Origin of the sequence: Enhygromyxa salina, from assembly GCF_000737335.2 — a bacterium.
GTDB classification, from domain to species: domain Bacteria; phylum Myxococcota_A; class Polyangia; order Nannocystales; family Nannocystaceae; genus Plesiocystis; species Plesiocystis salina_C.
On the sequence record NZ_JMCC02000099.1, the window covers coordinates 16,275 to 41,256 of the forward strand.

22 protein-coding genes and 1 tRNA gene are annotated in these 24,982 nt (G+C 68.0%); 7 read left to right on the plus strand and 16 right to left on the minus strand.

What is annotated here, in order from left to right; translation table 11 throughout:
- Positions 1–8: 8 nt before the first annotated feature.
- The 8 genes from DB30_RS30970 to DB30_RS31005 form a co-directional block, all read right to left on the minus strand.
- Positions 9–338: a hypothetical protein gene (locus DB30_RS30970; protein ID WP_146661371.1), complete on the minus strand. Its 330-nt coding sequence runs from the start codon at positions 336–338 to the stop codon at positions 9–11.
- A gap of 306 nt (positions 339–644) precedes the next feature.
- On the minus strand, positions 645–1,400 hold the full coding sequence (locus DB30_RS30975; RefSeq protein ID WP_052555810.1) for an FHA domain-containing protein: 756 nt from the start codon (positions 1,398–1,400) through the stop codon (positions 645–647).
- 96 nt (positions 1,401–1,496) lie between these two features.
- A complete protein-coding gene (locus DB30_RS30980; protein ID WP_052555812.1) occupies positions 1,497–4,910 on the minus strand; it encodes a hypothetical protein in 3,414 nt (1,137 codons plus the stop codon).
- On the minus strand, positions 4,907–6,691 hold the full coding sequence (locus DB30_RS30985; RefSeq protein ID WP_146661374.1) for a YncE family protein: 1,785 nt from the start codon (positions 6,689–6,691) through the stop codon (positions 4,907–4,909). Before DB30_RS30985 ends, DB30_RS30980 begins: the two co-directional genes overlap by 4 nt.
- Before the next feature lie 50 nt (positions 6,692–6,741).
- Positions 6,742–7,563: a DNA repair protein RecO gene (recO, locus tag DB30_RS30990; protein WP_052555815.1), complete on the minus strand. Its 822-nt coding sequence runs from the start codon at positions 7,561–7,563 to the stop codon at positions 6,742–6,744.
- An 8-nt stretch (positions 7,564–7,571) separates the two neighbouring features.
- Positions 7,572–8,927 (minus strand): magnesium transporter, encoded by a 1,356-nt coding sequence (gene mgtE / locus DB30_RS30995; protein ID WP_052555817.1) that lies wholly within the window; start codon positions 8,925–8,927, stop codon positions 7,572–7,574.
- A gap of 76 nt (positions 8,928–9,003) precedes the next feature.
- Positions 9,004–9,675: a helix-turn-helix domain-containing protein gene (locus DB30_RS31000; RefSeq protein ID WP_146661376.1), complete on the minus strand. Its 672-nt coding sequence runs from the start codon at positions 9,673–9,675 to the stop codon at positions 9,004–9,006.
- Positions 9,676–9,780: 105 nt separating this feature from the next.
- Positions 9,781–10,725: a tetratricopeptide repeat protein gene (locus tag DB30_RS31005; protein WP_146661378.1), complete on the minus strand. Its 945-nt coding sequence runs from the start codon at positions 10,723–10,725 to the stop codon at positions 9,781–9,783.
- 93 nt (positions 10,726–10,818) lie between these two features.
- Here DB30_RS31005 and DB30_RS31010 point away from each other — a divergent pair, with 93 nt between their 5' ends.
- The 3 genes from DB30_RS31010 (at position 10,819) to DB30_RS31020 (ending at position 12,744) form a co-directional block, all read left to right on the plus strand.
- Complete coding sequence (locus DB30_RS31010) at positions 10,819–11,793, plus strand: DHH family phosphoesterase (RefSeq protein ID WP_052555824.1); 975 nt, start codon at positions 10,819–10,821, stop codon at positions 11,791–11,793.
- Complete coding sequence (locus DB30_RS31015; protein ID WP_052555826.1) at positions 11,793–12,308, plus strand: YkgJ family cysteine cluster protein; 516 nt, start codon at positions 11,793–11,795, stop codon at positions 12,306–12,308. Before DB30_RS31010 ends, DB30_RS31015 begins: the two co-directional genes overlap by 1 nt.
- Before the next feature lie 362 nt (positions 12,309–12,670).
- A tRNA-Met gene (locus DB30_RS31020) sits at positions 12,671–12,744 on the plus strand.
- Between the two features lie 243 nt (positions 12,745–12,987).
- Here the strand turns inward: DB30_RS31020 and DB30_RS31025 are convergent.
- From DB30_RS31025 to DB30_RS31035, 3 genes are all read right to left on the minus strand, one after another.
- Entirely contained in the window at positions 12,988–13,128 is a 141-nt protein-coding gene (locus DB30_RS31025; RefSeq protein ID WP_153258432.1) for a hypothetical protein, read from the minus strand.
- Positions 13,129–13,266: 138 nt separating this feature from the next.
- The gene (locus DB30_RS31030; protein ID WP_146661380.1) at positions 13,267–14,544 is read right to left on the minus strand and encodes a succinylglutamate desuccinylase/aspartoacylase family protein; all 1,278 of its coding nucleotides are present in this window, start codon (positions 14,542–14,544) and stop codon (positions 13,267–13,269) included.
- Positions 14,545–14,634: 90 nt separating this feature from the next.
- The gene (locus DB30_RS31035; protein WP_052555830.1) at positions 14,635–16,557 is read right to left on the minus strand and encodes a CBS domain-containing protein; all 1,923 of its coding nucleotides are present in this window, start codon (positions 16,555–16,557) and stop codon (positions 14,635–14,637) included.
- Positions 16,558–16,696: 139 nt separating this feature from the next.
- On the opposite strand from DB30_RS31035, the gene dtd reads away from it, so the two are divergent.
- Together dtd and DB30_RS31045 are read left to right on the plus strand one after the other, a co-directional pair.
- The gene (dtd, locus tag DB30_RS31040; RefSeq protein ID WP_052555915.1) at positions 16,697–17,149 is read left to right on the plus strand and encodes a D-aminoacyl-tRNA deacylase; all 453 of its coding nucleotides are present in this window, start codon (positions 16,697–16,699) and stop codon (positions 17,147–17,149) included.
- Positions 17,150–17,190: 41 nt separating this feature from the next.
- The gene (locus DB30_RS31045; RefSeq protein WP_052555833.1) at positions 17,191–18,399 is read left to right on the plus strand and encodes a serine/threonine protein kinase; all 1,209 of its coding nucleotides are present in this window, start codon (positions 17,191–17,193) and stop codon (positions 18,397–18,399) included.
- A gap of 14 nt (positions 18,400–18,413) precedes the next feature.
- Here DB30_RS31045 and DB30_RS31050 read toward each other — a convergent pair whose 3' ends face one another.
- From DB30_RS31050 to DB30_RS31070, 5 genes are all read right to left on the minus strand, one after another.
- Positions 18,414–18,995, minus strand: a complete 582-nt coding sequence (locus tag DB30_RS31050; protein WP_052555835.1) for an eL43 family ribosomal protein — start codon at positions 18,993–18,995, stop codon at positions 18,414–18,416.
- A gap of 34 nt (positions 18,996–19,029) precedes the next feature.
- Positions 19,030–19,770, minus strand: a complete 741-nt coding sequence (locus DB30_RS31055) for an SDR family NAD(P)-dependent oxidoreductase (RefSeq protein WP_146661382.1) — start codon at positions 19,768–19,770, stop codon at positions 19,030–19,032.
- Positions 19,771–19,777: 7 nt separating this feature from the next.
- Complete coding sequence (locus DB30_RS31060) at positions 19,778–21,217, minus strand: FAD-binding oxidoreductase (RefSeq protein WP_052555838.1); 1,440 nt, start codon at positions 21,215–21,217, stop codon at positions 19,778–19,780.
- 92 nt (positions 21,218–21,309) lie between these two features.
- Entirely contained in the window at positions 21,310–22,443 is a 1,134-nt protein-coding gene (locus DB30_RS31065; RefSeq protein ID WP_052555842.1) for a mechanosensitive ion channel family protein, read from the minus strand.
- Positions 22,444–22,472: 29 nt separating this feature from the next.
- Complete coding sequence (locus DB30_RS31070) at positions 22,473–23,816, minus strand: KamA family radical SAM protein (protein ID WP_052555845.1); 1,344 nt, start codon at positions 23,814–23,816, stop codon at positions 22,473–22,475.
- A gap of 211 nt (positions 23,817–24,027) precedes the next feature.
- Between DB30_RS31070 and DB30_RS31075 the strand changes: the two genes are divergently transcribed.
- Positions 24,028–24,630 (plus strand): NADPH-dependent FMN reductase, encoded by a 603-nt coding sequence (locus DB30_RS31075; RefSeq protein ID WP_146661384.1) that lies wholly within the window; start codon positions 24,028–24,030, stop codon positions 24,628–24,630.
- Between the two features lie 17 nt (positions 24,631–24,647).
- Positions 24,648–24,974, plus strand: a complete 327-nt coding sequence (gene cutA / locus DB30_RS31080) for a divalent-cation tolerance protein CutA (protein ID WP_052555851.1) — start codon at positions 24,648–24,650, stop codon at positions 24,972–24,974.
- The last annotated feature ends 8 nt before the right edge of the window (positions 24,975–24,982 follow it).

The window sequence follows — 24,982 nt, forward strand, 5'->3', positions numbered from 1 at the left end:
ACCCCACATCAATCGGGAACCCCCAGACCCAGGTCGGCGGTTCCCGATTCTCGTTGTTCCACCCGCCCCCACCCACGACCAGCATCAATCTCCCCCACGCCGCGCACCAATCTCCTCACAACGACGCTCCCCACACCCTCACCCACTCCCAGCATCAATCTCCTCACAACGACGCTCCCCACACCCTCACCCACGCCGCGCACCAATCTCCTCACAACGACGCTCCCCACACCCTCACCCACGCCGCGCACCAATCTCCTCACAACGACGCCCCCCACACCCTCACCCACGCCGCGCACCAATCTCCTCACAACGACGCTCCCCACACCCTCACCCACGCCGGTTATCCCCGTCTCCCCAGACGAGAATGCTCCACAGCAGACCGCCCCCGTCCGTCCAGATCGGAGCCACCGCCCGATGAACGTAGAGCGCACAAAGGCCGCAGATGGCCTCAACCCGGCGTATCTACGCACGTGGAGATTAACGAAGCCACAACCGGTCGGGCCAAGATCGAGACACCAAAGGAAGCGGGGTCACGAGACTGGAGTAGACCTAGCCGGGTTGAGGCCATCTGCAGCCCGTGCGCGGTCCCCATCGGACACAAACACCCCCGCAAACAACCAATCAATCCAATCCAATCCAGCTCAGTTCTTCCCATAAGCATCATAAATCTCCGCCACCTCCGTCATCAATTTAGCCGGCACATCCACTCCATCTCGAGCCATAGTCCGCAAAGCATGCTCATAGTCCTGCAACCCCGACCCAGGCACCCGCGGAATCCGATCCAACGCCCCTTGAACCTGCTTGATGACCCTAGCCTGCATAATCCACCCCTTCGCCGCATGCAGCCGAAACACCCGATCGAGCCAAACCCCGCTAGAGGTCTTCTCCGCCAGCTGAACCAAGCAGTTCACAGCCGACTCCGCCGTTGGGTGATCAACCGGCACCTTCGCAGAAGCGAGCTGGTTCGTCAGCGCCAGCGCATAGCGCTCGGCCTCCTTGAACTTGCCCATGCTCAGGCTCTTCTCGACCAGCGCGCCGATCAGCGAAGGAAACTTGGAGTCCTCGCCCGGCCCGATCGTCCGACGCAGCGCGTCTGATGACTCGTCGTCATCGAGCTCGGTCTCGACGACCGAGATGACCTCGTGCCCGATCCGAACCTTGTCAGCGTGATGCAGGGTGATCTTGCCGTCGAGCTGCTCGCCGTTGACGAAGGTCCCGTTGCGGCTCTTGAGATCCTCGAGCACGACCAGGTCATCGCTGACGTGGAAGCGGGCGTGATAGCGGCTGATCAGGTCATCATCGAGGGTCAGCCAGCAGTCTGCGCTGCGCCCTACGTCGACCGTGCCCTCGGGGAGCTTGAGGGTACGCGCCCCGATCTTCAGACGGTACTGGGCCACCGCCCCGAAGATAACTCAAAAGCGGAGGATCGTGGCGACCCGCGGCGACGCAACACGTCGAGCTGCGGGAATTCGAGCTGCGGGAATTGCGGTTGGTCAGCGAACGCCGATGAACGCTTCGTCCGCGTCGATCGTGTCGCCAAGGGTCACGCGCACGACCTGCCCGCGGATCGACGACGTGGTGCCGGGGCCGCTCCCATCGACGATGTAGGCGACGTTTGACTGAGGCCCAGGGACGATCCGAACCGGGTACGTGACGGGCCGCGCCTCGAGGATCAGCCGATCGGCGAAGGCGCCATAGCCGGTCGAGAGCCGCCACTCCACGCGGTAGCCCCGGGGGATCCGCGAGCGCCTGAACCTGGCCGCCTCGGCCGGCCAGATCGCGTCTTCCCAGGTTGCATTGGGCAAGCTCGGGACGTCCTGGCTCAGGGCTTCGAGGGCGCTGAGATCCAGCACGATGCTGAACACCGGGTTGGAGTAGCGCAGCGCGCTGACCGGGATCCCCTCGTACTCGAACTGGTGGAACCGGGTGGCCGCGCGTGGTGAGACGATCCGACACGGGTTCGCGTTGCTCGGCTGAACGCTCTGATCATCGGCGCAGGTCGGGATCGCCAGCCACTCGGGATCGTCGGGGTCGTCGGTGGGCGGCAGCGGCAGCCGGCTGGTGAGCAGCCGCGAGATGTCAGCGTTGGCGGTTGGCTGGCACTCGAACATGCCGGGCAGGTCGTCGGCCTCGACCGCTTCGACCAGATCCTGGACGAACCCGACCCCCGGCCCCGTCACCTGAAACGCGTTGCTGAGCGCGACCTGGTAGCGCACGAATTCTTGAAAGCAGCCGGGGCCCGGCAGTCGCCGAAGCCGACACTCGCTGGCGTTCTCACACGGCCGCCGGCAGCGGGAGTCGATACACAGGCTGTCGGTGCACTCGTCGTCGGTGGTGCAGCCGCCGTCGGGCTGGCTGTTGGTGCACACGAACTGATCCTCGAATTCGGCGACCGGGGCCTGACCGCTCAGCAGCTGGCTGGGATCGGGGCAACACTCGAACTCGTTGGTGACCCCGCACGCGGCCTCGCTGAAGCCTGCGAGGCACGCACAGTCACCGTTGGCCATCGACACGCTGTTGGCGGGGCAGCCATCGTCGAGCTCGGGCGAGCGCGCCCGCAGGTACGACCTCGGCGCCTGGGTCATTGGCTCGATCCACAGCTGATCCTGGAAGGCGCGCGTGATCGTGTACTCGCGCAAGGCCTCGCCGCAGGGATCCGAGATGAAGGTTCCGCACGCCTTGCGCAGCTGCTCGACGCCGTCGTCGTAGGCCGAGGCAGAGATGCAGATCCCGCTGCTCTGGGGCGCGGTGTCGCTCTCGAGCAGGCACCGACGACCGTCGCCGCAGTCGTCGTCATCGTTGCAGCCAATGAGCACCAGCTTGTCGCCAGCGAGGACGCCGTCGTCACAAAAGGCCGCGGTGCTGTCGATGAGGCGGGCGTCGCCGGGATCGGAAGGCGAGCAGGTTGGGTCCGACGCGTCTGCGTTCGCGCAGCTGATCCGCCCGGTCGACGACTGCGTGTTCTGGATCGTGCCCTCCCACTCGAGCGACCACGACTGGGTGCCGGAGCTGCCCCAGCTGCGATAGTCGTGGACGATCACCCGCGCGGCGGAGTCCGCGTAGAGGGGCTCGTCGCCAGCCCCGAGCCGGTCGAAGTCACCGCCAACGTTCAGGCGCGCGAGCGCGTTCTCGTCGGCTGTGTAGGCGGCGTCGATCCGTCGCAGCGTGGGCGCGAGCTGGCGGGTGATCCCCGATCCGTTGGCGATCACGCGCCCGGGCGGATCGTCTTGGACGACCGGCAGCTGGGCCCGAAGATCTTCGGTGGGCTGCGGCCACAGCGAGTGGGCAAACAGCCGGACCTCCATGATTGACGCCGGGTCGGTGCCGCCGAGGTCGGACGCCTCGGTCTGGCCGTTGGCGCGCTCCTGGTCGATCATCGAGTAGACCGCGTAGCCGCCCGAGGTCACGCCAACGGCGACCGTCCCTGCCTCTGTCGATGGGCCGCTGTTGGGCGAGCCAACGTAAGCCTTGCGGAACATCCAGTCGGTCACCTCTTCGCCGCGACCGGGGCGGAGCCCAGGCCCCCGCGCGAAGCCCCGGCGCGAAGCCGGCTGGCCCTCGTTGGGCGACTGCGCGACCGCGACGCAGGCGACCGCGGCCGCCTTGGGCACGATGCTGGGGTCGAGCTGGGTCTCGCACTCGATGCCGATGCTGTCTTCCGCGGCCGGGAGCTCGCGCCCCACGACCCGCGTGGATCCGTCGCCGGCCACGACGTAGATGAACTGGCTAAACGGCGAGCCCTGCTCGTCGATGCTGGCGTTGACGGCTGGGCTCACGCGGATCCCCTTGATCCCGCCAGCGTCGCTGAGCATCAGCTGGTTGGTGAGCGGCTTCCACTGCCCGGTGTCCTCGATCGGGATCTCGAACAAGAGGTCGGATCCCAGCCCGCCCACGAACAAGCGCTGACCTACGACCTCGGCGTCTGCTTCGTCGTAGCCCGACGAGGTTGGTTCGCCAGCGCTGGGCTCGGGGTCCTCGCTGGGCAGCGGCACCTCGAGCGAGAGCTCGAGCGCCTGCACGAACGGACCGGTGGCGTCGACCAGCGGCGAGCTTGGCAAGTCGCCCTCGAACTGGGCCGGACACTCGAGCGGACAGGTTGGGGTGACGCCCGTGTCGACCACGGTGACGCCGCCAAACCCATCGCTCTGAAACTGCCGACTCTGGATGATCTCACCGTTTTGAAGGTTGACCTCTGCGACCAGGTTGCAGGTTGGAAAGCTGACGTAGGCGCTGGCGCGGACCAGCGGATCGCAGATCCCCGTGAGCGTCTGGCCTGGGCCGAGGCCGGGCGCCTGCGTGAGGTTGGCCGGCACCGAGAGCACCTGCCCCGGCCGGGCGCCGAGCGGGCGCCGCTTCTTCGCCTCCGCGTCGAATGTTGTGGGGATCAGGGTCGTGACCAGGCTGCTAGGCTCGTCGATTGGATCGGCGTTGCCAAGGGCGATGCCAGCGAGCGCGGGCGCGTCGAGCAAGGTCAGATCACAGCTGCCAACGTTGGCCGACAACACCCGGCAGCCGTCGTCGCTGGCGTCGAGATCCGTGGGCAGGATCCCGGCCGGGATGAAGTTGTAGCCGGGGATCTCGACGTTCAGATCGACCAAGCGGTTCGAGCACTTGGTGAACATCGCGATCTCGTTGCGCTCGGAGTTGGCGACGAAGCCGACGAGGTGGGGGTTGTCGGACGTGCAGCTGCCGGTCTCCTGCTGACACACGCTCAGCGGCAGCGGCTGCGCCACGCAGTTCTCGTCGTTGTCGTCGCACTCGACCACCGCGCACACCAGCGCGAGGTCGGTGGGTCGGTCGAGCACCCGGTTGGGGATGTCCGGCGTCTCTTGGGGCTGACAGCCCGCGCTGGAGAGCAACACCAGCGAGGCCAGCAGTGGGGCGAAGATGCGGATCCGGCGGCTCATTGTACGTAGGGCTCCTGCAGGCCGATCCGCGCGACTTGGCTAAACCGCGCCGGATTCGTGGGGGCCATGCTGATCACGCTGATCGTCGCGTCGAGGGTGTTGGCCACGTAGACGACCTCGCGGGCGAGGTCGACGGCCATCGTGTCGGGGCCGATCCCGGCGCGGGACAAGCCGACGACGGTCAAGCTGGCGAGATCGACGATGAACACCTCGCCGCTGCGAAAACAGGTCACCAACCCGTACTCGACCGCGCCGTCGTCATAGATCACCAAGCTCGTTGGCTGCGCGCAGATTTCTACCTGGCCCGCGGGCACGTCGAGCGGCTCGCCGTCGACGCCCAGCGACGTGTCGACCCGCACCAGCGCGCCGGGGTTGCTCTGGACCACGTACAGCTCGTTGCCCGTGCGCGAGAAGGCTATGTCGGCGAGGATCGGGCGGCTGACCGCCGGATCGAGCACCTGGGGGAGCCCGCCGACCTCGAAGGGCGCACCGACCGGCTCGAGCTGGGCCTCGCAGATGATCGCGCCAGGCTGGCTGGGCACCGTGGAGTTGTGGTTGATGCAGGTCTGCCCGCTGACGGGCTTGTGCGCGATCGCCCGGACGGGCTGGGCCGAGGCGATCCAGCGCATGCTCGCGTAGATCAACGGACCGATCTGCGCGGTCGCCTCATCATCGTCATCGCCGTCGCCGTCGCCGTCGCCGTCGCCAGGTTCTGGCCGCTCAGCCAGGCCAAACCCGCCTTGAAAGCTAAACGACGCACCCAGGATCTCGAGCAGATTCGCCTGGTGGACGATCGCCGGACGCCCGTCGCCGCCGTTCTCAAAGCCCTCGAGCTCGAGCAGGGTCAGGTCCGAGTCGCCTTGATGGGTCACGTACGCGAGCGGCTGCTCGGGGTGCGGGCTGACGAGCACGCGGAACGGCTCGCGGGCGAGCCGGCTCTCGTCGGGATCGTTGCGCAGGAACCTGAGCCGGTGATCGTCATCGCAGCGCCGCCCGCCGTTGACGTCTTCTGGATCCTGGGATTGGCCGCACTCGAGCTGCAAGTCGTCCGCGCCGCCGAGCCCCCCGCTCATCTCGACATAGGTGATGCTGGGGTCGCCGCGCACGGGGGTCAGCAACATCGACTGATCGGCGGCGGGGCTGAACGTGTCGGTACGCATGTCCCACGCGACGGTGGGACCCGGAAAGTTGCCGAACTGGACGGTCGCCGCCTCGAGCACGAAGGGCTCCTCGAGGCACTCGATCACCTGGGGCAGGTTGGCGACCCGCCGGCACGGGACAAACTTGCCAGGCTGGTACTCGGGATCGGCGGACCCGGCGTACTTCAGGCCCGACGCCGCGGCGTCGTAGGCCTCGTCGATGTCGGTCGCCTGCGGGAGGACCTGATCGGACGCGACCGCGTCCCAGAACAGGTCGAGGTTGAGCGCGACGAGCGAGCCCGCGTTGTAGCGCCGATCGCTGTTGGCGTTGGTCACGACCAACCACGACGCGGGCGTTCGGCACTGGAGATTGCTGGTGCAGACGTCGCCGGCCGCACACTCGACGGGCGGCTCGTCGGGCATCGCGGGATCAACCCCGCACGGTCCGTTCGACTCCGCGGACACCCGCGGGTCGAGCAGCAGCCCCGATGGAAACGCGAGCGCTCCCGCCGGTGGATTGAAGCCGGGGTTGGCCTGGCCGCAGCCGGCCCCCAGCGCCAACGCGCCCGCCGTCACGCACGTGAACGCGGCGACCAACGAGGTGGCCGCCGTCCTTTGCAGACCAGCTGGTGCGCGACGCATGAGCCGGGAAACTATCAAGTACACCGGCGAATTCCAGCCTGTAAGGGCGCTCATTCGGATCCGTCGGAGCAGTTGGCCCCGTCGGACGACCCCTTGTCCGCGTGTCGCGTGGCGATCTGAGCAAAAAATGCCAGCGAGCGCAGCGGCGCACGCAGGTGCGGCTGGATCAGCTCACGGCACAAGTCACGCAGGCCCCGCCGGATCTCGCGCTCGGCCTGCGCGTAGGCCCGGTCGCGGGCCTCGGGATCGGCGTGGAGCAAGGTCGTCGCCAGGTCCCGCACGGCCACGGGCAGGCGCCGGGCCCCGCTCGCATGAACCGGACACGCGACCCCGCCCCGTGCGGCCGAGAACGCGACGCCGTCCTCGCTCACGTTGGCCGCGGCCCCGCACACGCTGCATTGATCCAGCGCAGGCAGCAGCCCCAAGCTGTCGAGCAAGCCAAGCTCGTAGCGGCGCAGCAGCGCGGGCTTGTGGGTCTCGGGCTGGCCCGCCCAGGTCATCGCGTCCTCGATCGCTTCGCACAGGCGACCAAAGGTGGTGGGATCCGGCGCGCTGCCCCCAACGAGCTGATCGCTCAGCTCGCACAGGTACGCCACGTACGCGAAGGCCTCGAGGTCGCGCCCGAGCCCGCTGTGATCAAAGCTTGGCGTGAAGCTGTCGAGCACGGCCAGCGAGCCGCGGCCGCGGTCGAGCCCAACCTCGCCGCGGGCGCCAACTGGCAGCCCGCCCGGAAACCGCCGACGGCTGCGCCGGGCACCCCGCGCGATGCAGTCGACCTTGCCGCGCCCGGGCGTCAACAGCACCACGATCAGATCCGACTCGCGCAGGGCTCGGGTCCGCAGCACCACCGCGGGGGTGAGGATCTCGCTCATGACAGGCTCTACATGGGCACGTCGAGCAGCACCGTCGCCAACCAAAAATAGAACATCAGACCCAGGATATCGACGGCGGTGGTCACAAACGGACCGGTCGAGACCGCGGGGTCGATCTTGAGCCGGTTCATGAGCAGCGGGATCGAGGTGCCGACCGTCGCGGCGATCGTCATCGATCCCATCATTCCGGCCATCAGCACGATGCCCAGCGCGACCGGGTCCGCGACCGAGGTGCCGACGAAGGGCGCAGCGAGGGCGATCAGCAGCCCGTACAGCGCCCCCAGCGTCAGGCCCAAGCCCATCTCGCGGAACACCAGGCGCCCGAGCGCGCCGCTCTCGACGTAGCCAACCGCCAATCCGCGCACGACGATCGTCGAGCTCTGGGTGCCAACGTTGCCCCCCATGCCAGCGACGACCGGCATGAACAGCGCGAGCACGGGCACGGCCTCGAGCGCGCTCTCGAACCCCGACAGCGCGACCGCGACCAGCACCCCGCCGATCGCCGCAGCCAACAACCAGGGCATCCGCGCGCGAAAGCTGGACCAGAACGAGCGGGTCTCGAACAGCTCTTCGCCGGCGCCGGCCATCTTGAGGATGTCCTCGGTCGCCTCTTCGCGGATGACGTCGACGATGTCGTCGATCGTCACGACCCCAACCAGCCGCCGCTGCTCGTCGACGACCGGGACCGCGACCAGGTCGTAGCGCATCGCCACGTCGGCCACGTCCTCCTGATCGGACTCGCGGTCGACGTAGACCAGCTCGGGCTCCATGACCTCGCGGATCGAGTCGTCGCGGCGCCCGGTCAGCAGCTTGCGCAGCGACACGACCCCGACCAGGCGATCGTCCTCGTCGATCACGTACACATAAAACGCCTGGTCGGGCGGATCCTCGACCTCTTGTACGACGCGGGTGGCCTCGGCCACCGTCGCGCTGTCGTACACGCGGATGAAGTCCAGCGACATGATGCCGCCAGCGCTGTTCTCGTCGTAGCCAAGCAGCTGCTCGACCTCGTCGGCGTCCTCGGGGTCGAGCCGGGTCAGGATCTGACGCAGAAGGCTCTCTTCGACGCGACCCAAGATGTCGGCGACGTCGTCGGAGTCGAGATCATCGAGCAGGATCGCAACTTCTTCGGGGGCGAGCCGACGGACGATCTCGGCCGCCGTCTCTTCGCGCAGCTCGGCGAAGACGGCCGCGCGCCGCTCGACCGAGAGCATCTGCAGCACCCGGTCCTGATCTTCCGGCGGCGCGTTGTCGAGCTGGGCCGCGATCTGAACCTCGTCCAGCCGCTGCAGGATCCGCGCGACCCGGCGCGTCTCCTTGCGTCGCAGCGGACGCATCAGATCGATCTGCTTGCGACGAGCCATGGCCGGGACCTGCGAGCGGCATGGTACTGGTTTCCAGCCCAGGCCACGAACGCCCGGTCCGCGCGACCGCAGCCGCTCAGGACTTGATGATGATCGACTCGGCCTGCCCGCTCGCGAGCGTGAACGCGATGAACACGACCAGCGCGACGAGCAGCGCCACGACCAACCACATCAGGATCCGCGCGCTCGGGAGCTTGCCGATCCACTGGGCCAGCCAAGCGTCGACGACGCCCGCCCGCCGGGTCGCCGGCCGCCGTGACCGCGCCGCGTCCTGACCCCGACCGGGCTTGCCGTCGAGCGCCGCCGGACTGCCGTTGGCGTTGTTGGTCTCGCGTCGGCGTGCCCGCAGCTTGGCCCGCTCGCGCTCATAGAGCAGGCCGAGCACCGTGTCGGGATCGAGGTCGAGCGAGCGCGCACAGCAGCGCAAGAACCCCTTGGTGAACACCATGCCCGGGAGCTCTTCGTAGCGGTCGGCCTCGAGCAGCTCGAGTTGGCCCCGGGGGATCTTGGTGACCGCCGCCAGCTGCTCGAGGCTCATGCCCCGACGCTTGCGCTGGGCCTGCAGATATGGACCCGGGCTCTGGTGCCCCTCGGCGCCCGGCTCGGACCGCGCCGATGGATCTTTTGGGTACTCGACCTCGCGGCGTCGCTTCGCGGCCTTCGATCGCCCCCGCCCGCTGGGCTGTCCTTCAGCGTTCGCTACCGTCTCGGGAACCACGACCCGAAGGCGACCTGTGTCAGCTGGCATCGGCGCGAGTGTGCAGTCACCCCCGGCGACCGGGCAAGGGCTTCGGCGCCAATCACGCCGTGAGCCCGCGCCTCCACGTCTGCGCCCGAGCGGGGCCGATCGGCCTCACTTGGCGGGGGGCGGCGCATCGGCCGCTGCCAGCGACATGAACTGACGGCACGCATTGGCCAGGCAGCTGCGAGGGGCCAGCTCCAGGCACTCCGCAAACGCGTCACTCGCGCCCTGCCCGTGCCCAAGCCGCATCCGAGCGATCCCGGCGACCCGATGGGCATCCTGGATCGGACAGCGCTCGTCGTTGATCACCCGCTCCGCCTCCTCGAGCGCTTGCTCGGTCATGTCGAAGTCGAGGTAGACCTGCGCGAGCCGGTAGCGCCCAACACAGTAGTCCGGGTTCATGAGCACGGACTGGCGCAGCTCGGTCATCGCCTGCACGAGGTCACCCTGCTCGTGATAGGCCAGCCCGAGGTTGGCCAGCGCCGAGTACTTCTCTGTGTAGAATTGGGCTCCAAGCGCGAGCTCGAGCTCGGTCCGAGCCCGCTCGTGATCGTGGAAGTACAGCGAGATCACGGCCATCGAGTTGAACGCCCGGCCCAGGCTGGGATCGTTCTCGTCGTAGGCCGCCGCGGCCTTGCTGAAGGACTCGTGGGCGGCGCGATGCAGATCGTCGGCCCGAAGCCGCTGCTCGTCGGCGGCCTGGTCGGTCAAGCACATCTCCGACTCGATGAACTCGATGATCATCCGCCCCTCGTGCAGCAGGATCAGACCCATCAGGTAGTGGGAGTTGCCGTGCTCCGGGATCGCCTCGAGCGCGAATTCCAGCTGCTTCTTGGCGTCGTCGAAGGAGCCGGTCTGGGCCGATCCAAGCGCGATCTCATAGTGGTTGTCCGCCGAGTCCTGCAGCTTCTCGGGGCTGCGCTTCTCGCTTTGGTGGGCGCACCCGAGGGTCACGACGGCCAGCAACGCCAGACCCAGGGTCCTCGGACCGCGACGGCGGACGGGGGCGGGCGCTTGGCGAGGGACGCCGGCCGAGACATCGGGTCGCAATTGCATCGTCGCCGACGCTAGCAGCGAGCGCCCTGGCCCCAAAGAAAGCGACAAATGCGGGGTGGACCTGGTCGACGCCCCCCCCTACCCTGCCGGCGCATGCGCGTTCACGTGCTCCACCACGGCCGCTGCTTCGACGGCGCCGCCTCGTCGGCGCTGTTCGGCGCGTTCATGCGTGAGCGCCATGGGTCGGAGATCGAGCTGGTCTATCTCGCCAAGCACCACCGACGCGGGGACCCGTTCGAGGACGCCGACTTCGCGGGCGCGGACGAGGCCGCCGTCGTCGACTTTCGCTACACCCAGCACCCCCAGCTGACCTGGTACTTCGACCACCATCGGTCCGCGTTCCAGCTCCCGGGGGATCGCGCCCACTTCGAGGCCCGCGAAGGAACCCAGCGCTTTCACGATCCAACCGCGCCCAGCTGCACCGGCTACCTGGCCAAGATCGTTGGCGAGCGGTTTGGGTTTGACAGCTCGGCCCACGCAGAGCTGATCCACTGGGCCGAGATCATCGACTCGGCCGGGTTCTCGAGCCCCGAGGCCGCCGTGCTGTACGCGGATCCGGCCATGCACCTCGCCGCTTGGATCCAGACCGCCGATGATCCCCAGGCGATCTCGACCTTCATCGAGGAGCTGGTCGTCACGCCGCTCGCCCGCTTGGCCCAGGCCGACTGGGTCCGCGAGATCGTCGAGCCTCGCTTGGTCTCGCATCGCCAGGACATCGAGCTGATCCGGCGGCTTGGTCGGACCAAGGGCGGCGTGTTCTCTTATGATCTGCTGGACGAGCCGCCGCGGATCCTGAGCCACTTCATCCCCTACTACTTGGCCCCGGGCGCGCACTACAGCCTTGGCGTGTATGGCCACCCCGACGGGGATCTGCGCCTGTCCGTTGGCTTCAACCCCTGGTTTGACCGCGAGTTGCGGCGTCACGATCTGGCCCAGCTGTGCGAGCGCCACGGCGGCGGTGGGCATCCCTTCGTCGCGGGCGCCTCGTTCGCGTTGGATCAGATCGACCAGCTGCGAGCGGCACAGGCTGACATCTTGGCCACGCTGCGCGATCCGGCGAGCCGCTGATGCCGGTCTCCCAGCACTTGGTCACGCTGCGCACCCGCGTGGACCAGCACTTTGACGAAGCCGTGGCGCGCAGCCCCGCTAGCTTCGCGTGTCGGGCGGGCTGTGATCGTTGCTGCGGTCAGCGCTTCTCGGTGTTCGAGGTCGAGGCCGGGCCGATCCGGGCTGCGCTCGCGGATCTCGCAACGAACGATCCCCCGCTACGCCAGCGGATCCGCGCGCAGGGCCAAGATCCCAAGTCGACCAGCTGCGCGTTGCTCGTGGATGGGCGGTGCAGCGTGTACGAGCAGCGGCCCCTGATCTGCCGCTCGCACGGGCTGCCGGTCGCCGTCCCCGATCCCGAGCGCGCCGACGGACCGCTGCGCGTGGATCACTGCCCCCTCAATTTCGTGGACGATCCCCCACCGCGGCCCAGCGTGCTGATCCTCGACGCCGTGAACCGGCCGCTGGCCGTGCTGGCTGAGCTGAGCGCGCCCGGCCAGCCACGGGTGGCGCTGGCCGAGCTGGCCGCGACGTAGCGCCACGCTGCACCAGCCTGCGAAGGCGTCCGCACGCGGGCGAGGAGCCCTCGCCGCGCTGAAATGAAAGGATCCCCGTCCGAGTGCAATGAACACTTGGAACCCGGAGGACGATGATGCGCGGATCGAGCTGGAAGATTTGGATCGCGGCCATGCTGCTGGGCGTGTTGCACGTCGCGCTGGCGAGTTGATGCCTCGCGCTCCCGCCGAGGTCGAGAACGGCGGGCTGATCGCGCCGCAATCCGGCTGTAGTTGGCGTCTGAGGTACAAATGAGCGTTTTTTTGCTCAATTTCGTTTCAGCTCTTGACCGGGCCCTCGCTTGCGCCTAAATACCGCTTCCCGCGGCACTCGCCGCGTCCACTGCGGGGTGGAGCAGCCAGGTAGCTCGCCGGGCTCATAACCCGGAGGCCACAGGTTCAAATCCTGTCCCCGCTACTCACTAAAGGGCTCGCAGATACACTCTGCGGGCCCTTTTCCTAATTCATGCTCCGGGCGGTGGCGCCATGGTGGCCTGGTTCTCGTAGAAGTGATCGGCTCAGACCCAGCACCGCGCAAGCGATCGCCTTGCTCGGCGCCGAGTCGACCACGCCGATCAGCATGGCCGCACGCATCCGCGGCCACGCGTCGATCTCCACCGGTACCGAATGAGCTGCTCGCGGACACGAAGCGAGCGCTGTGTCACTTCTTCGAGCCGTAGCGAGCTTCAAGAAACGGCGCAGCTCGGGGCTCGACCTTCTGCAGTGCAGCAGCCTGCTGCACACCACCCCGGCCGTTCGCCTGCCCGTTCGCCTGCCCGTTCGCCTCGGCGATCTCGATCACCTCGCTGGCGGGATCAATCCCCCTCTTCCAACGACGTCGACAGCGCCACCGGTGGCGCAACTCTTCTACGGGACAGCGTCCCGCGGCCGGAAGATAGCCGGTGCGGCGGCTAGTTGGATCCGGGAACCGGCGCCGCGTTCACTCGGAGTCGCCGCCGTCGGTGACAGCGTCGCCCGCAACCCCGCCACGCCCACGCCGGCTGCTCTGCACCTGCCGGCGCCGGGCGACCACCAGATCATCCCCGCCGCCAACGTCTTTGCGGTACCCAAACATCCGCAGCACTTGCTTGACCACGCCGCCCACCACGACCTGGCTGCCGACCCGCCCAATCCGAATCTCGTCGCCGCCGTCAGCCTGATCAGCCTCGACGTCGACCCCAGGCAGGTACCCCAGCAGCCCGTCGATCTTGAGCTTGCGCAGCGTGGCCGAGAGCTGCAGCTGCGCGGGCCCGAGGTCGCGCGCGACGAAGAACCCGTCTTCGCCGAGCCCCTGGTACAGCGGCATCAAGATCCGCCCGGCCGAGGGTGAGTCGACGTCGCCGCTGCGATCGATCGCCAAGCGCTGTCCCCTGCCGATCCCCTGAAAATTATAGAAGCCGGGATCCATGCGGAACTCGTCTTCTGGCGTGATCGGGTGGCGGTAGACAATCTCGACCGCGCGCGGCAACCCAGCGGCGGCCTGGGCCAGGCGCGCCTCGAATCGAGCGATCTCGGGCACGTCCGCGCGGGCGACCAGGCCCGCAGACACCAGCGCGATCCAGATCGCGGCGACGTTGTTCTCGACCGTGCGCGGATCGTCGTGCTGCCCGGCCTCGAACCCGACGGCGATGTGGCCACGATCGGCGAGGTAGCCCAGCAGCGTGCCTTCTACGGCCTCCTCGAGCCCGAAGATGATCGGGACCCGCAGCTCGTAGGCGATCGGACGGTTGCGCAGCGTGTCGGCGACGACCGAGAAAGGCGGGCCCTCGGCGGAGAAGCTGTGCAGATCCATGACCACCAGCGGGTGATCAAAGGTCTCGTCGAGGCGATCGAAGATGTTCAAGAGCTCGCGCTGCTCGATGTCCTCGGACGACTCTTCGGCGTGGGGGGTGTCGCGCAGCCGGGCGAGGTGATCCGGGAACCACCGCCGGTTGAGGTCCCGGGTCATGTAGCGGACGTTCTGCGAGAGCGCGCGCAAATTGCCGGCCAGCCCCAGCAGCCGGCCGCTCACCGCGACCCGACGCTGCCGCAGCTCGTGGAGCACCCGCTGCACGGCGATGACCCCGGCCGGCTCGTTGCCGTGGATCCCACCGACGATGACCATCGTGGGCCCCGGTCGCTGCCCTTCGTGGGAGCCGACCCAGCGCCGGGTCAGCGTCGCGCCCTCCACCGGCCAGTTTGGCCGACTCGGGCCGGATGCCGCTGCGGGCGCGTCCACGTCCGCAGCAGACCCCGCAGCCTTGGCAGAGCTACCACCACCGCCGCGTCCGCTCGCCTCGGACCTGTTGCGCCCCCCGCTATTCAGCACTCACTTGCCTCGCAAATAATTGTCGAGCAGGCGACTGGAGACCGCGATCAGATCGTGTTCGGTCACGATCCCGACGAGCTTGTCACCGTCGACCACTGGCAGCGATCCGACCTTCTGATCGCGCATGATCTCCAACACCTCGAGGGTCGTGGTGTTGGGCGCGACGGTGATCGGATCAGTCTTCATGATCTGTCGCACGGCCACCTTCTCGGATCCGACCCGATCGAGGTGCCCGCGGGCGACCAGACGTAACACGGCACGGTGCGAGATCAAGCCAACCAGCTTGCCGTCGTCCTCGACCGGGATGTGGCGAATGCGCTCCCAGTCCATCAGGCTCGCGGCGAGGTCCACGAGGTCCTCGGGGTGCAGCGTAAACAGGTCCGTGGTCATGAACTGGCCCGCGGTCAGGTAGTTCTCGCGCACATCGCTGACCTTGTGGAACGCGGCCGGCTCCCAGGCGTGCACGGGATCGCCGACCTGCTGGTGCTCGAGCATGGCGTGGGTCAGCGCGCGGGACCGGGCATCGCGCGGGCCGTCGGTGGGCATCGTGGCCAGCGAGTTGATCGCCCATTGCGCACCCGTGACGCCCTTCTTGACCCGCTCTTCGACCACGCCGAGGTAGCGATCGATGTCGGCCCCGTCGATCGAGTGGGCGGTCAGGCCCTCGCGGGCGAGCGGCAGCAGGATGTCCAGCAGCAGCCGCGGGGCCTCGTAGGCGCGGCCGTCGATCCAGGTCAGGCGCGCGTCGAGCCCGTAGCGCGCGGCCGAGAAGAAGTTGTGCTTGGCGTCATCGAAGTCCATCACCTTGCTGATGTCGGGGATCTGCGCGGACATGCCCGACATCAAGCCAAAGTAGAAGGCCGCGCTGCCGACCTCGTCGACGACGCTGGGGCCAGCGGGTAGCGCCCGGTTCTCGATCCGCAGGTGCGGGCTGCCGCCCGGCGAGATCCCGTAGCACGCCCGGTTCCACCGGTAGACCGTGCCGTTGTGTAGGCGCAGCGCCTTGAGCTCGGGCGCCTTGCCCTGGCGGACCCGCTCCATTGGGTCTTCGTCGAGCGCCGTTGACAGCACCACGCGAAACCGAGCGATGTCCTCGCGAAAGATCTCCAGCGCCGACTCCTCGACCCAACGATCACCAAAGCCAACGCGAGGTCGCGCGCTGCGAGCCTTGTGGGCGTCGTTGCGGGTGTCGACCGAGTGATGGAAGAGGGCGACGCGGGTCTCGTTCCACAGCCGCTTGCCCATGAGCACGGGCGAGTTGACGGCCGACGCCAACACCGGCGCGGTCACGACTTGCGCGAGGTTGTAGAGCGGGGCGAACTCGTTGGCGTCGACCTGAAAGTGGATCTGAAAGCTGGTGTTGGCGGCCTCGAGCATGACGTTGTCATGGGTCAGCTCGAGCTCGTCCTTGCCCTTGATCAACACGTGGAAGTCTTGGCCGCCACGCATGCGCTGCATCGCCCGATTCAACGCGAAGTAGCGCGGCAGCGGGGTCATGTTCGACATCGCCAGATCGGGCTTGCGCAGGGTCGGCAGGATGCCTGTGAGCACGATCCGCGCGTCGTGGACCGCGGCGGCCTTGCGCGCGACGCCAAGCACTTCTTCGATCTCGCGCTCGAGCACGCGCAGGCAGTCGCCGCCAAAATCCTGCGGTGAGAGGTTGGCCTCGAGGTTGAACTTGGCCAGCTCCGTGGTCAGCCGCGGATCGTTCGCGGTCTCGAGCACCTCGGTCGCAACCGGCGCGACCGAGAGCGTGTTGTCGACCAAGAACATCTCTTGCTCGGCCCCGATCCGGCGCACGCCAGACTCGATCATGCCGCGATCGATCACCTGCTCGAGCGCGTGGAGGTCGGCGAGAATGGCGCGCATGAACGCCCGCAGCTCGGCATCATCGTTCGCGTCGGTGACCTCTTGTTCGCCCATCTAACCTCACGGTACGCAAGCCGCGGCCCCGCGTGCAAGTCGCCGTGAGCTGAATCCTGCCGGTCTTTTTGGGGCGGGTGTTGGCACGCTGCCGCCCCCGGCCCCGCTACCATCCGACCATGAACCGCAGGGGTTGGGCTTGAAGACGATCATTCAACGGGTCACCCGCGCGTCTGTGAGCGTCGACGGCGAGCTGGTCGCCAGCATTGGCGCGGGGGTCTTGGCGTTGGTCGGCGTCGAGCGAGGCGACGGGCTCGCCGACGCCCAGGCGACGGCCCGGAAGCTGGCCAGCCTGCGCATGTTTCCAGGGACCAAGCCGATGGATCGCTGCCTGACGGAGGTCGGCGGCGCAGCGCTGGTGATCAGCCAGTTCACCCTGGCGGGCAGCCTGCGCAAAGGTCGACGTCCCAGCTTCGATCGGGCCGAAGATCCGCAGCTGGCCGAGCCGCTGTACCTGGCCGTGGCGCAGTTGCTGCGTGAGCACGGGATCCCGACCCAGACCGGCCAATTCGCGGCGAACATGCAGGTCGAGCTGGTCAACGATGGCCCGGTCACGCTCATGATCTTCACGGATGCGGGCGCGATCGTCTGACCGCCCTTGCTTTTGGCGGCGCAGGTCTCGAAAGTCGGGCAGTGCCCAGCGAAGGCCTCCAGCGCTACCAGATCATGGAGCGGCTCGGTTCGGGGAGTCAGGGGCACAGCTACCGGGCGATCGACCGCGAGACCCACGAGGACGTGGCGATCAAGGTCCTGTCGCTTGGCGGCGCGACGGAGTGGAAGGCCTTCGAGCTGTTCGAGCGCGAGGCCGAGGTGCTCGCGGGCCTGCGCCACCGCGGGATCCCCCGCTACCGGGACTACTTCGCCAGCGAAGAGAGCGGCGACTATTTCCTGGTCATGGATCTCGTGGTCGGGCACAGCCTGGCGGACGAGCTGGGCGCGACGGGGCGGTTTGACGAGGCCCGGCTGCGCCGGCTGATGCGCGGCGTGCTCGAGATCCTCGAGTACCTGCACACCCGGTCGCCGCAGGTCATCCACCGCGACATCAAGCCGGCCAACATCGTCGTGGGTGAGGACGACAGCGTGCACCTGGTCGACTTCGGCGGGGTCAGGGTGCTGACCCGGCTCGAGGGCGGGTCAACGATGATCGGGACCTTCGGCTACATGGCCCCCGAGCAGCTGCACGGCGACGCGGGGCCGGGGGTGGATCTGTACGCGCTGGGGGCCACGATCGTCGCGCTGGCCACCGGTCGGGCGGCCGACGAGCTGCCGCATGTGGGCCTGGCGATCGATCTCGATGAGCTGGTCCTGCCCGAGCGCCTGCGCCCGGTGCTGCGGGCCTTGCTCGAGCCGGATCCGCGCGATCGGGTGCGCTCGGTCGCGGAGGCCCGCGCGCTGCTCGATGGGCGATCCACGAGCAACGGCGCGGCGCCATCCGCCAAGGCCAGGTCCACGTCCACCTCCACGCCCACGCCCACGTCCTCCCCCACTGGGCCCGAAACCCCCGCGACCGCGCTGGCGGTGCCGGGGCTGGTCCAAGAGCTGGCGCAGACCCCCAAGCCCATGTCGATCTTCGTGTGGCTGTTCGCGCTGTTCGGCGCGGGGGCGCTGATCGTGATCGAGTACGCGTTGCTGCCGATCGTGTACCTGTTCTTGCGGGCCGTGGCCGACAACAAGAACAACAAGGGTGAGGCGATCGACGACGACAAGGCTGGCATCACCTCGCTGCGCGACCTTCGAAGCTCGACCAGGCGCCAGCGCGAGTTGGTCGCCCACGTGATCCAGGGGACCTCGCCGCTGCGCGATGACCCCCCTGCCCTGCCGCCGGGTGCCGACGACCGCTGATCGCGGTGTTCAGCTCAGTGCCGAAGCGTGCGCTTGGGTAAGGGCTTGGGCGGGGTCTCGAGGTGCTCGCTGCGCTCGACCAGCATCTGCACGCTCGCGAGGTGTCGCTCGACCAGCGCCTCGAGATAGGTTGCCTGCGACGCGAACACGCTCGCCGCCTCACCGGTCAAGACCCGCAGATCGTGGTCGAGGCAGGCTTCGAATTCCCACAGATCCCAGCGCTCGTCGTGCGAGACGTACAGCCAGCCGCCAAGCTGCTCGGCCGCGTCGCGCAGGCACTTGCTGCTCCACACCAGCACCGAGAGCCGCACGCTGGACACCTTGGACTCGTCGCCGCGCTGGCGATCGAGGGCCCAGCGCAACATCAAGAGCAGCATTTGCGCGCGGCGCAGGCTGTTGAGCGCGGTCTTCCAGCGCTCGATCTCGGGCGTGTCGGGCAGCTGTCCGTAGGCGGCTTGCCAGCGCACGCGGACCAGATCTTGCCCACCCGCGAGCCCACACGCGCCGCACTCCCACGCCCGCTCGCCGGCCGCGAGGTGATCGAGCAGATCGGATCCACACGCGCGGCAGCGGTGGCGCTGGAGGACGGGACGCACGGGCTAGCGACACTGTAGCGAAGTCGGGGCGGCCTCAAAAGCCAATGCGTCGCATCACGAAGCGGGGCAGCCAGCGGATCGCCAGCATGACGAATCGCCAGATCCAGGGCGCGTAGACGACCGGCGTACCGCGGTCGATTGCGCGCAGGACTCGGGCCGCGACCGCGTCGGGCTCGCCAGCGAAGGGCGGCGGCTTCAGGTTTGCCGTCATGCCGGTCTTCACGAACCCTGGCTTGACGCAGATCGTCTGCAGCCCCTGGGCCCGGAATTTGTGGTCCAGACCCTCCAGATAGGCCGAGAGCCCCGCCTTGGCGGCCCCGTAGATCACGACCGGCTTGCGCCCACGGTCACCCGCGACCGAGCTGAACACACACAGCTTGCCGCCGCCGCCAGCGAGCAGCTTGACGCGCGCGCGCTCGCAAAAACCAACGGTGTTGGCGAAGTCCAGGGTCACCAGCCGCAGCGCCAGCTCGGGATCTGCCTCGAGCTGATCTTGGGTAGCGAACAGCCCGGCGGTCACGACGACGCAGTCGAGCTTGCCGAGCCCGGCCGCCGCCGCGTCGAGGGCCGGCCCGAAGCTGCTGGGATCGGCGAGGTCACAGATCGCCGTGATCACCGGTTCGTCGGAGCCCGCGCGGGCCTGTAGATCCGCCGCCGATCGCTCGAGCTGCTCGGCGTCGCGGCCGAGCAACGCCAGTCGATCGCCGCGCGCCGCCATCGCGCGCGCGAGCGAGCGGCCCATACCCTTGGTCGCGCCGAGGATCGCTACGCGCATCTGGCCCCTAGATATCACGGTCCGGGGCTGGATCACCGAACACCCGCACCGACTGGGCGCTGCGCATGCGCAGATCGGGATCCCAGCGGCGACGCACTTCCATGAAGCGATCCAGGCGCTCGCCCTCCATGGCCCGGAAGTGCTCGGGCCGCGTGAACGAGTCCTTGGCGAGGTAGATCCGGCCGCCCTCGGCCAGCGTGGCCTCGTTGAGCCGGTCGACGAGGCCCTGGGTGTCTTTGCGCACCGGGATGTCCAGCGCGATCGAGACCCCGCGGGTGGGGAACGACAGCATCGCGTCGCTCTGCGGGCCGCAGTCCTTGATCACGCACAAGAACGAGGTGCCCCCAGGCGTCGTGGTCAGGACCTCGAGGAACCGGCGCGCGGCGTCGGGCCCCGCGTCATCGGGCAGCACGCATTGGTACTGCGTGAAGCCCTTGCGCCCGTAGGCGCGGTTCCAGTGCCGGACCTTGTCGAGCGGATAGAAGAAGGACTCCCAGTGCACGGGCTTTTGCCGATGCGTGGGCTTCCAGTACACGCCGGCGTTGAACGCCCGCACCGTCACGGGGTTGAGCGTCCAGCTTGGCAGCATCATCGGCACGGTCAGCCGCGAGAACGGAGCCGCGAGCTTGTTGGGGGCCTCGTCCGGCGTGGCCCAGCGGCCGCGAAACAGGACCCCCCGCCCGAGCCGCCGGCCCTTGGACACGCAGTCGATCCAGCCCATGGTCATGGGCCACGCTTCGGCCGACTGCTTCATCAGGCCGATGTACTCGCCGATGTCGCGGACCCGCAGCGTCTCGCCCCAGATCCACGTGCTCGGGATTCGGTCCATGCGAAACTCGACCTCGAGGATGTGCCCGGTCAGGCCCATGCCGCCGATCGTGGCCAAGAACAGATCCGGGTGCTCGGTCGGCGAGCACCACAGCACCCGCCCGTCGGGCACGCGCATCAGCAGGCGCGTGACGTGCCGGCCAAAGCAGCCCGCGACGTGGTGGTTCTTGCCGTGCACGTCGGCCGCGACGGCCCCACCCAAGGTCACGAACTGGGTGCCCGGGGTGACCGACGGAAACCACCCACGCGGGATCCACAGGCGGTTGATCTCGTGCAGGCTGAGCCCGGCCTCGGCGCGCATCAGCCCGGTGTCGGGGTTGAAGCTCAGGATCCGATCCGCGAGCACGGTCCCGGCGACCTCGAGCACCCCGGGCGGCGGCTGGGCCGAGTCGCCGTAGGCCCGACCGAGCCCGCGCGAGAGCACCCGCCCCGCCGTGAGCGCCCGCAGGTCCTCGGACCGCACCTCGACCCCCGGCCGCGCGAGGTTGCCCCACCCGACCAGCATGGGCTGCTCACCCGCTCCGAGCGTTGGCCCGGGGACCAGGGTGGATGGCACGACCTTCAGATTGGGCCGCGGGGTTTGGATCTCGCCCGCAGGCGCGCTGTCCGAGGTCCCCATTCGCAGCCGAGCTTACGAGCGCGCCGGATGGCCGACAAGCGCTGCCACCGGATTGCACAAAAACGACGGGCCCACCCCGCGCGAGGGGCGGATCAGTGCGGCAATTCTCGTTGCATGGCGTCGGGCGCCCCCGGCGGGAGGCTCTCGACGTACAGGCTCTGGCTGGGGAACGCGAAGCTCAGCCCCACGCTCCGAAACCGGCGCATGAACTCCAGCAGCAGCTCTTGGCGGACCTGCATGTACTCGTCCCAGCGGGTCGTGGTCGTGAACGCGTAGACGAAGATGTCGAGGCTGCTGGCGCCAAAGTTGGTGAAGTTGACCAGCATGAAGTCCTGCGAGACGCGCGTGTCGCCCTCGAGCACCTCGCGGATCTGCTTGACGCCCTCTTGCAGCTGCTCGGGCGTTGCGCTGTAGGTCACGCCGAGCGTCAGCTTGATCCGACGCTTGCGCATCCGCGACCAGTTGTTGATCGCGGTCGTCGTGAGCGCCGAGTTGGGCACGGTGATCAAGCTATTGGCGAATGTACGGATCCGGGTGACCCGCAGACCCACGGCCTCTACGGTGCCCTCTTGATCGCCGATCTCGACCCAGTCACCGATCTGAAACGGCCGGTCGATGAAGATCACGATCGAGCCGAACAGGTTGGCGATTGTGTCCTTGGACGCCAAGGCGATCGCCGCGCCGCCGATCCCGAGCCCCGCCAGCACTGATCCAACCTCACCGCCAAGGTTTTGGACGATCACCAACACCCCGACGATCAGGATTGAGATCTTGGAGAGCGTCTTGACGACCGGAACCAGCTGATCGTCGAAGGTGTCGTCCGTCGACTTGGCCTGCGTCCCCCACAGCGCCGTCAGTCGATCGGTCAGGCGGCTTGCGAACCACATCAAGAGCGGCATCTCGGACGCCAAGAACAGCCCGTAATTGAAGCGCGCGTCGGCGTCGGTGGCCTCGGCCCTGAGCACGCCTTCGGCGTTGTCGGCCGCGATGATGACGTAGGCGATCCACAGCGACGCCACGATGATCGACCATCGCAGCGGCCCGTCGAGCGAGGTCACGACCGCGCCGCGGATCGAGGACGAGTCGGCCCGCTTCGAGATTCGCAACAGGATTAGGTTGATCAGCGACGACAGCACGACGCCAACGACGATTGCGAGCAGCACGTACCCGATCTCCGCCACGCTGATGTCGGTGCCAAACAGCTCAGTATCTAGAAACTCTTGCATGGGACGCCTGCGCGAACCCACTAACAAAATCAATGGATGACGTCGAGCCGCCGACCGCCCGCCCGCCGCTGTGCGGGTGCAGACTCGAAGAAGAACTGGTCCGCGCCGAACGCCGGGCGCAGCTCGTCGAGCCACGACGCTCGCGGATCGTAGGCTGCGTAGAACGGTCGCCGCACCCACGCAGGGTCACGCGCTTGCAAGAACGACAGCGCGAACACGCGCTCGCCCGCGATCTCGACGACGCCATCAATTGCGATCTTGCCCGCAAAGGTCGACATCGAGGGCCCGCGAACGGTCCGCGCGAGGCCGCTGACCTGCTGATAGGCGTCACGAAAGATCTGCCACGCGCGCTCCAACGGGACCTGAAAGTAGCCGCGGGGGCCCGTGTCTCGCTCGACGAACATGTAGTATGGGACGCAGCCCAACCGCACGCCTGCGCTCCACAGCTGGGCCCACGTCTGCGGCTCATCGTTGATGTGGCGAAGCAGCGGCGACTGCATGCGGATCTGCGCGCCTGTGCTGCGGATCCGCGCGATCGCCTGTTGAGCGACCGGCGTGCTCAGCTCGCGGGGGTGCGTGTAGTGGCCCATGATCGAGAGGTGACGCCCGCTCGCGGTCACCCGCTCGAACACCCGCAGCAGCGCGTCGGCGTCGGGATCGCTGACGAAGCGCTGCGGCCAATAGGCAACCGACTTGGTCCCGATCCGCACGTCGACCTGCTCGAACTCCGGGGCCAACAGCGGCTCGAGGTAGCGCTCGAGCGTGCTCGCGCCCATGACCAGCGGATCCCCGCCGGTCACCAACACGTCGCGGATCTCCGGGTGCGCCCGCAGATAGGCCGTGACGTCAGTGGTCTCGCGGGCCTCGAACTTCATGTCGGTGAGCCCCACGAACTGCGCCCAGCGAAAACAAAAAGTGCAGTAGGCGTGGCAGGTCTGGCCCTGGCTGGGGAAGAACAACAAGGTGTTGCGATACTTGTGCTGCATGCCCGAGAGCCTGCGGCCGCCCAAAATCGGGACGTTGTGGGTCAGCTGCCCAGCGGGGTGCGGGTTCAGGCGCAGGCGAATTTCGTCGGCTGCGGCCTTGATCCGCGCTGTCGGAGCCTCGCCGTGGACCAGGTCGGCCATCCGCGCATAGTCCGCGGGCGCCAGCATCTTGGGCTGGACGAAGGTCATCTGAAAGATCGGGTCATCGGGGACACGGTCCCAATCGATCAGCTCGCTGACCACATAGTGGTTGGTCTTGAACGGCAACACCGTCGAGACCACCCGAATCGCATCCTGTAGATCCTTGGGCAGACCTGCCCACTCTGGCAGCCGACCGACATTGGCCCGCGTGATCGCGCGGTATCGGGGCGACTCGGAGCTCGACACGCGACTGCAATGCCAGAAACTCACAATATCCACAACAAGGCGGCAGCGCTCGAGCGCGCCGCGATAGCTGTTCAATGGGCCTCCTGGCCCTCCTGGGGGCCAGGAGGCGAGCGAGCGGAGGTGGCGGGACCGCGGTCGGCGCAGCACCGAGCGCGCGGCGGGGGTCCTGCCCAGCCGTTGCGGCCGCCCTGGGAGCGTTCTACACACGACCATGGCGCCGAAGATACTCGTCGTGTGCGGCTCGAGTCGCGAAGACGGATACCTCGATCAAGTAGTTGGTCTCGCTGCCGTCGCAGCGCGCATGGCCGGCGGCGAAGTTCGAGAGCTGTCGCTGCGGGCCGTGCAGCTGCCCGTGATGATCTGGGGCGACGCCGGGCAAGACGCGAACCCCGACGTGACGCGGGTCCGCGAGCTCGCGGGCTGGGCGGACGGCTTCGTGATCGGCACGCCCGAGTACCACGGCAGCATGAGCGGGGCGCTCAAGAACTGGTTCGACTTTCTGCACGGCGAGCTCGCGGGCAAGTTCGCCGGGGTCGTCGCCACGACCGGCGGCGGCACCGGGGACATGTCGATCACCGCCGTCAAGACCTGCTTTCAGTGGTGCCACGGGTTCGTGCTGCCGTTCCACGCGGCCGCGAGCCCGACCGCGTTCGAGGGTGAGATGCTGACCGACGCCCGGGTCATCGACCGCGTGGAGCGGGTCGGACACGACGTCGTTCGCTACACGCCGGTGATCGCCGCCGCGTTCGAGCGGGCCCAGGCGCTCGAGGGACCCGCCGCCGGTGTCGCAGGCCTGCACGCGGACCCCGGTTGATGCGAGACTCTCGCCGCATGCCCGACGCCGGACTTCGACTGCTGCTGTGCACCGCGCCGAGCGAGGTCGCACCGGACCTCGCGCGCGCGCTGCTGCAGGCCAAGCTGATCGGCTGCGCCAACCTGGTCCCGGCCGTCCGCTCGCTGTACTGGTGGGACGGCGAGATCCAGGACGACGCAGAGGTCTTGCTGCTGATGGAGTGTACGGAAGCACGCGCCGACGAGGCCGTCGCGGCGTTGGCTGCGGCCCACCCCTACGACGTTCCCAAGATCCTCGTGATCGAGCCCAACGCGGTCAACGGGCCGTACCTCGACTGGCTGCGCGCCGTCGCACCGCCACGCTAATTCGTCAC

Excerpts from the sequence above, each read along its gene's own strand:
- DB30_RS31075 (WP_146661384.1), top strand. The coding sequence starts at position 24,028 with ATGGCGCCGAAGATACTCGTCGTGTGCGGCTCGAGTCGCGAAGACGGA.
- DB30_RS31035 (WP_052555830.1), bottom strand. The coding sequence starts at position 16,557 with ATGGGCGAACAAGAGGTCACCGACGCGAACGATGATGCCGAGCTGCGG.
- cutA (WP_052555851.1), top strand. The coding sequence starts at position 24,648 with ATGCCCGACGCCGGACTTCGACTGCTGCTGTGCACCGCGCCGAGCGAG.
- DB30_RS30985 (WP_146661374.1), bottom strand. The coding sequence starts at position 6,691 with ATGCGTCGCGCACCAGCTGGTCTGCAAAGGACGGCGGCCACCTCGTTG.
- DB30_RS30980 (WP_052555812.1), bottom strand. The coding sequence starts at position 4,910 with ATGAGCCGCCGGATCCGCATCTTCGCCCCACTGCTGGCCTCGCTGGTG.
- DB30_RS31065 (WP_052555842.1), bottom strand. The coding sequence starts at position 22,443 with ATGCAAGAGTTTCTAGATACTGAGCTGTTTGGCACCGACATCAGCGTG.
- DB30_RS31055 (WP_146661382.1), bottom strand. The coding sequence starts at position 19,770 with ATGCGCGTAGCGATCCTCGGCGCGACCAAGGGTATGGGCCGCTCGCTC.
- DB30_RS31005 (WP_146661378.1), bottom strand. The coding sequence starts at position 10,725 with ATGCAATTGCGACCCGATGTCTCGGCCGGCGTCCCTCGCCAAGCGCCC.
- recO (WP_052555815.1), bottom strand. The coding sequence starts at position 7,563 with ATGAGCGAGATCCTCACCCCCGCGGTGGTGCTGCGGACCCGAGCCCTG.
- mgtE (WP_052555817.1), bottom strand. The coding sequence starts at position 8,927 with ATGGCTCGTCGCAAGCAGATCGATCTGATGCGTCCGCTGCGACGCAAG.
- DB30_RS31015 (WP_052555826.1), top strand. The coding sequence starts at position 11,793 with ATGCCGGTCTCCCAGCACTTGGTCACGCTGCGCACCCGCGTGGACCAG.
- DB30_RS31010 (WP_052555824.1), top strand. The coding sequence starts at position 10,819 with ATGCGCGTTCACGTGCTCCACCACGGCCGCTGCTTCGACGGCGCCGCC.
- DB30_RS31060 (WP_052555838.1), bottom strand. The coding sequence starts at position 21,217 with ATGGGGACCTCGGACAGCGCGCCTGCGGGCGAGATCCAAACCCCGCGG.
- DB30_RS31000 (WP_146661376.1), bottom strand. The coding sequence starts at position 9,675 with ATGCCAGCTGACACAGGTCGCCTTCGGGTCGTGGTTCCCGAGACGGTA.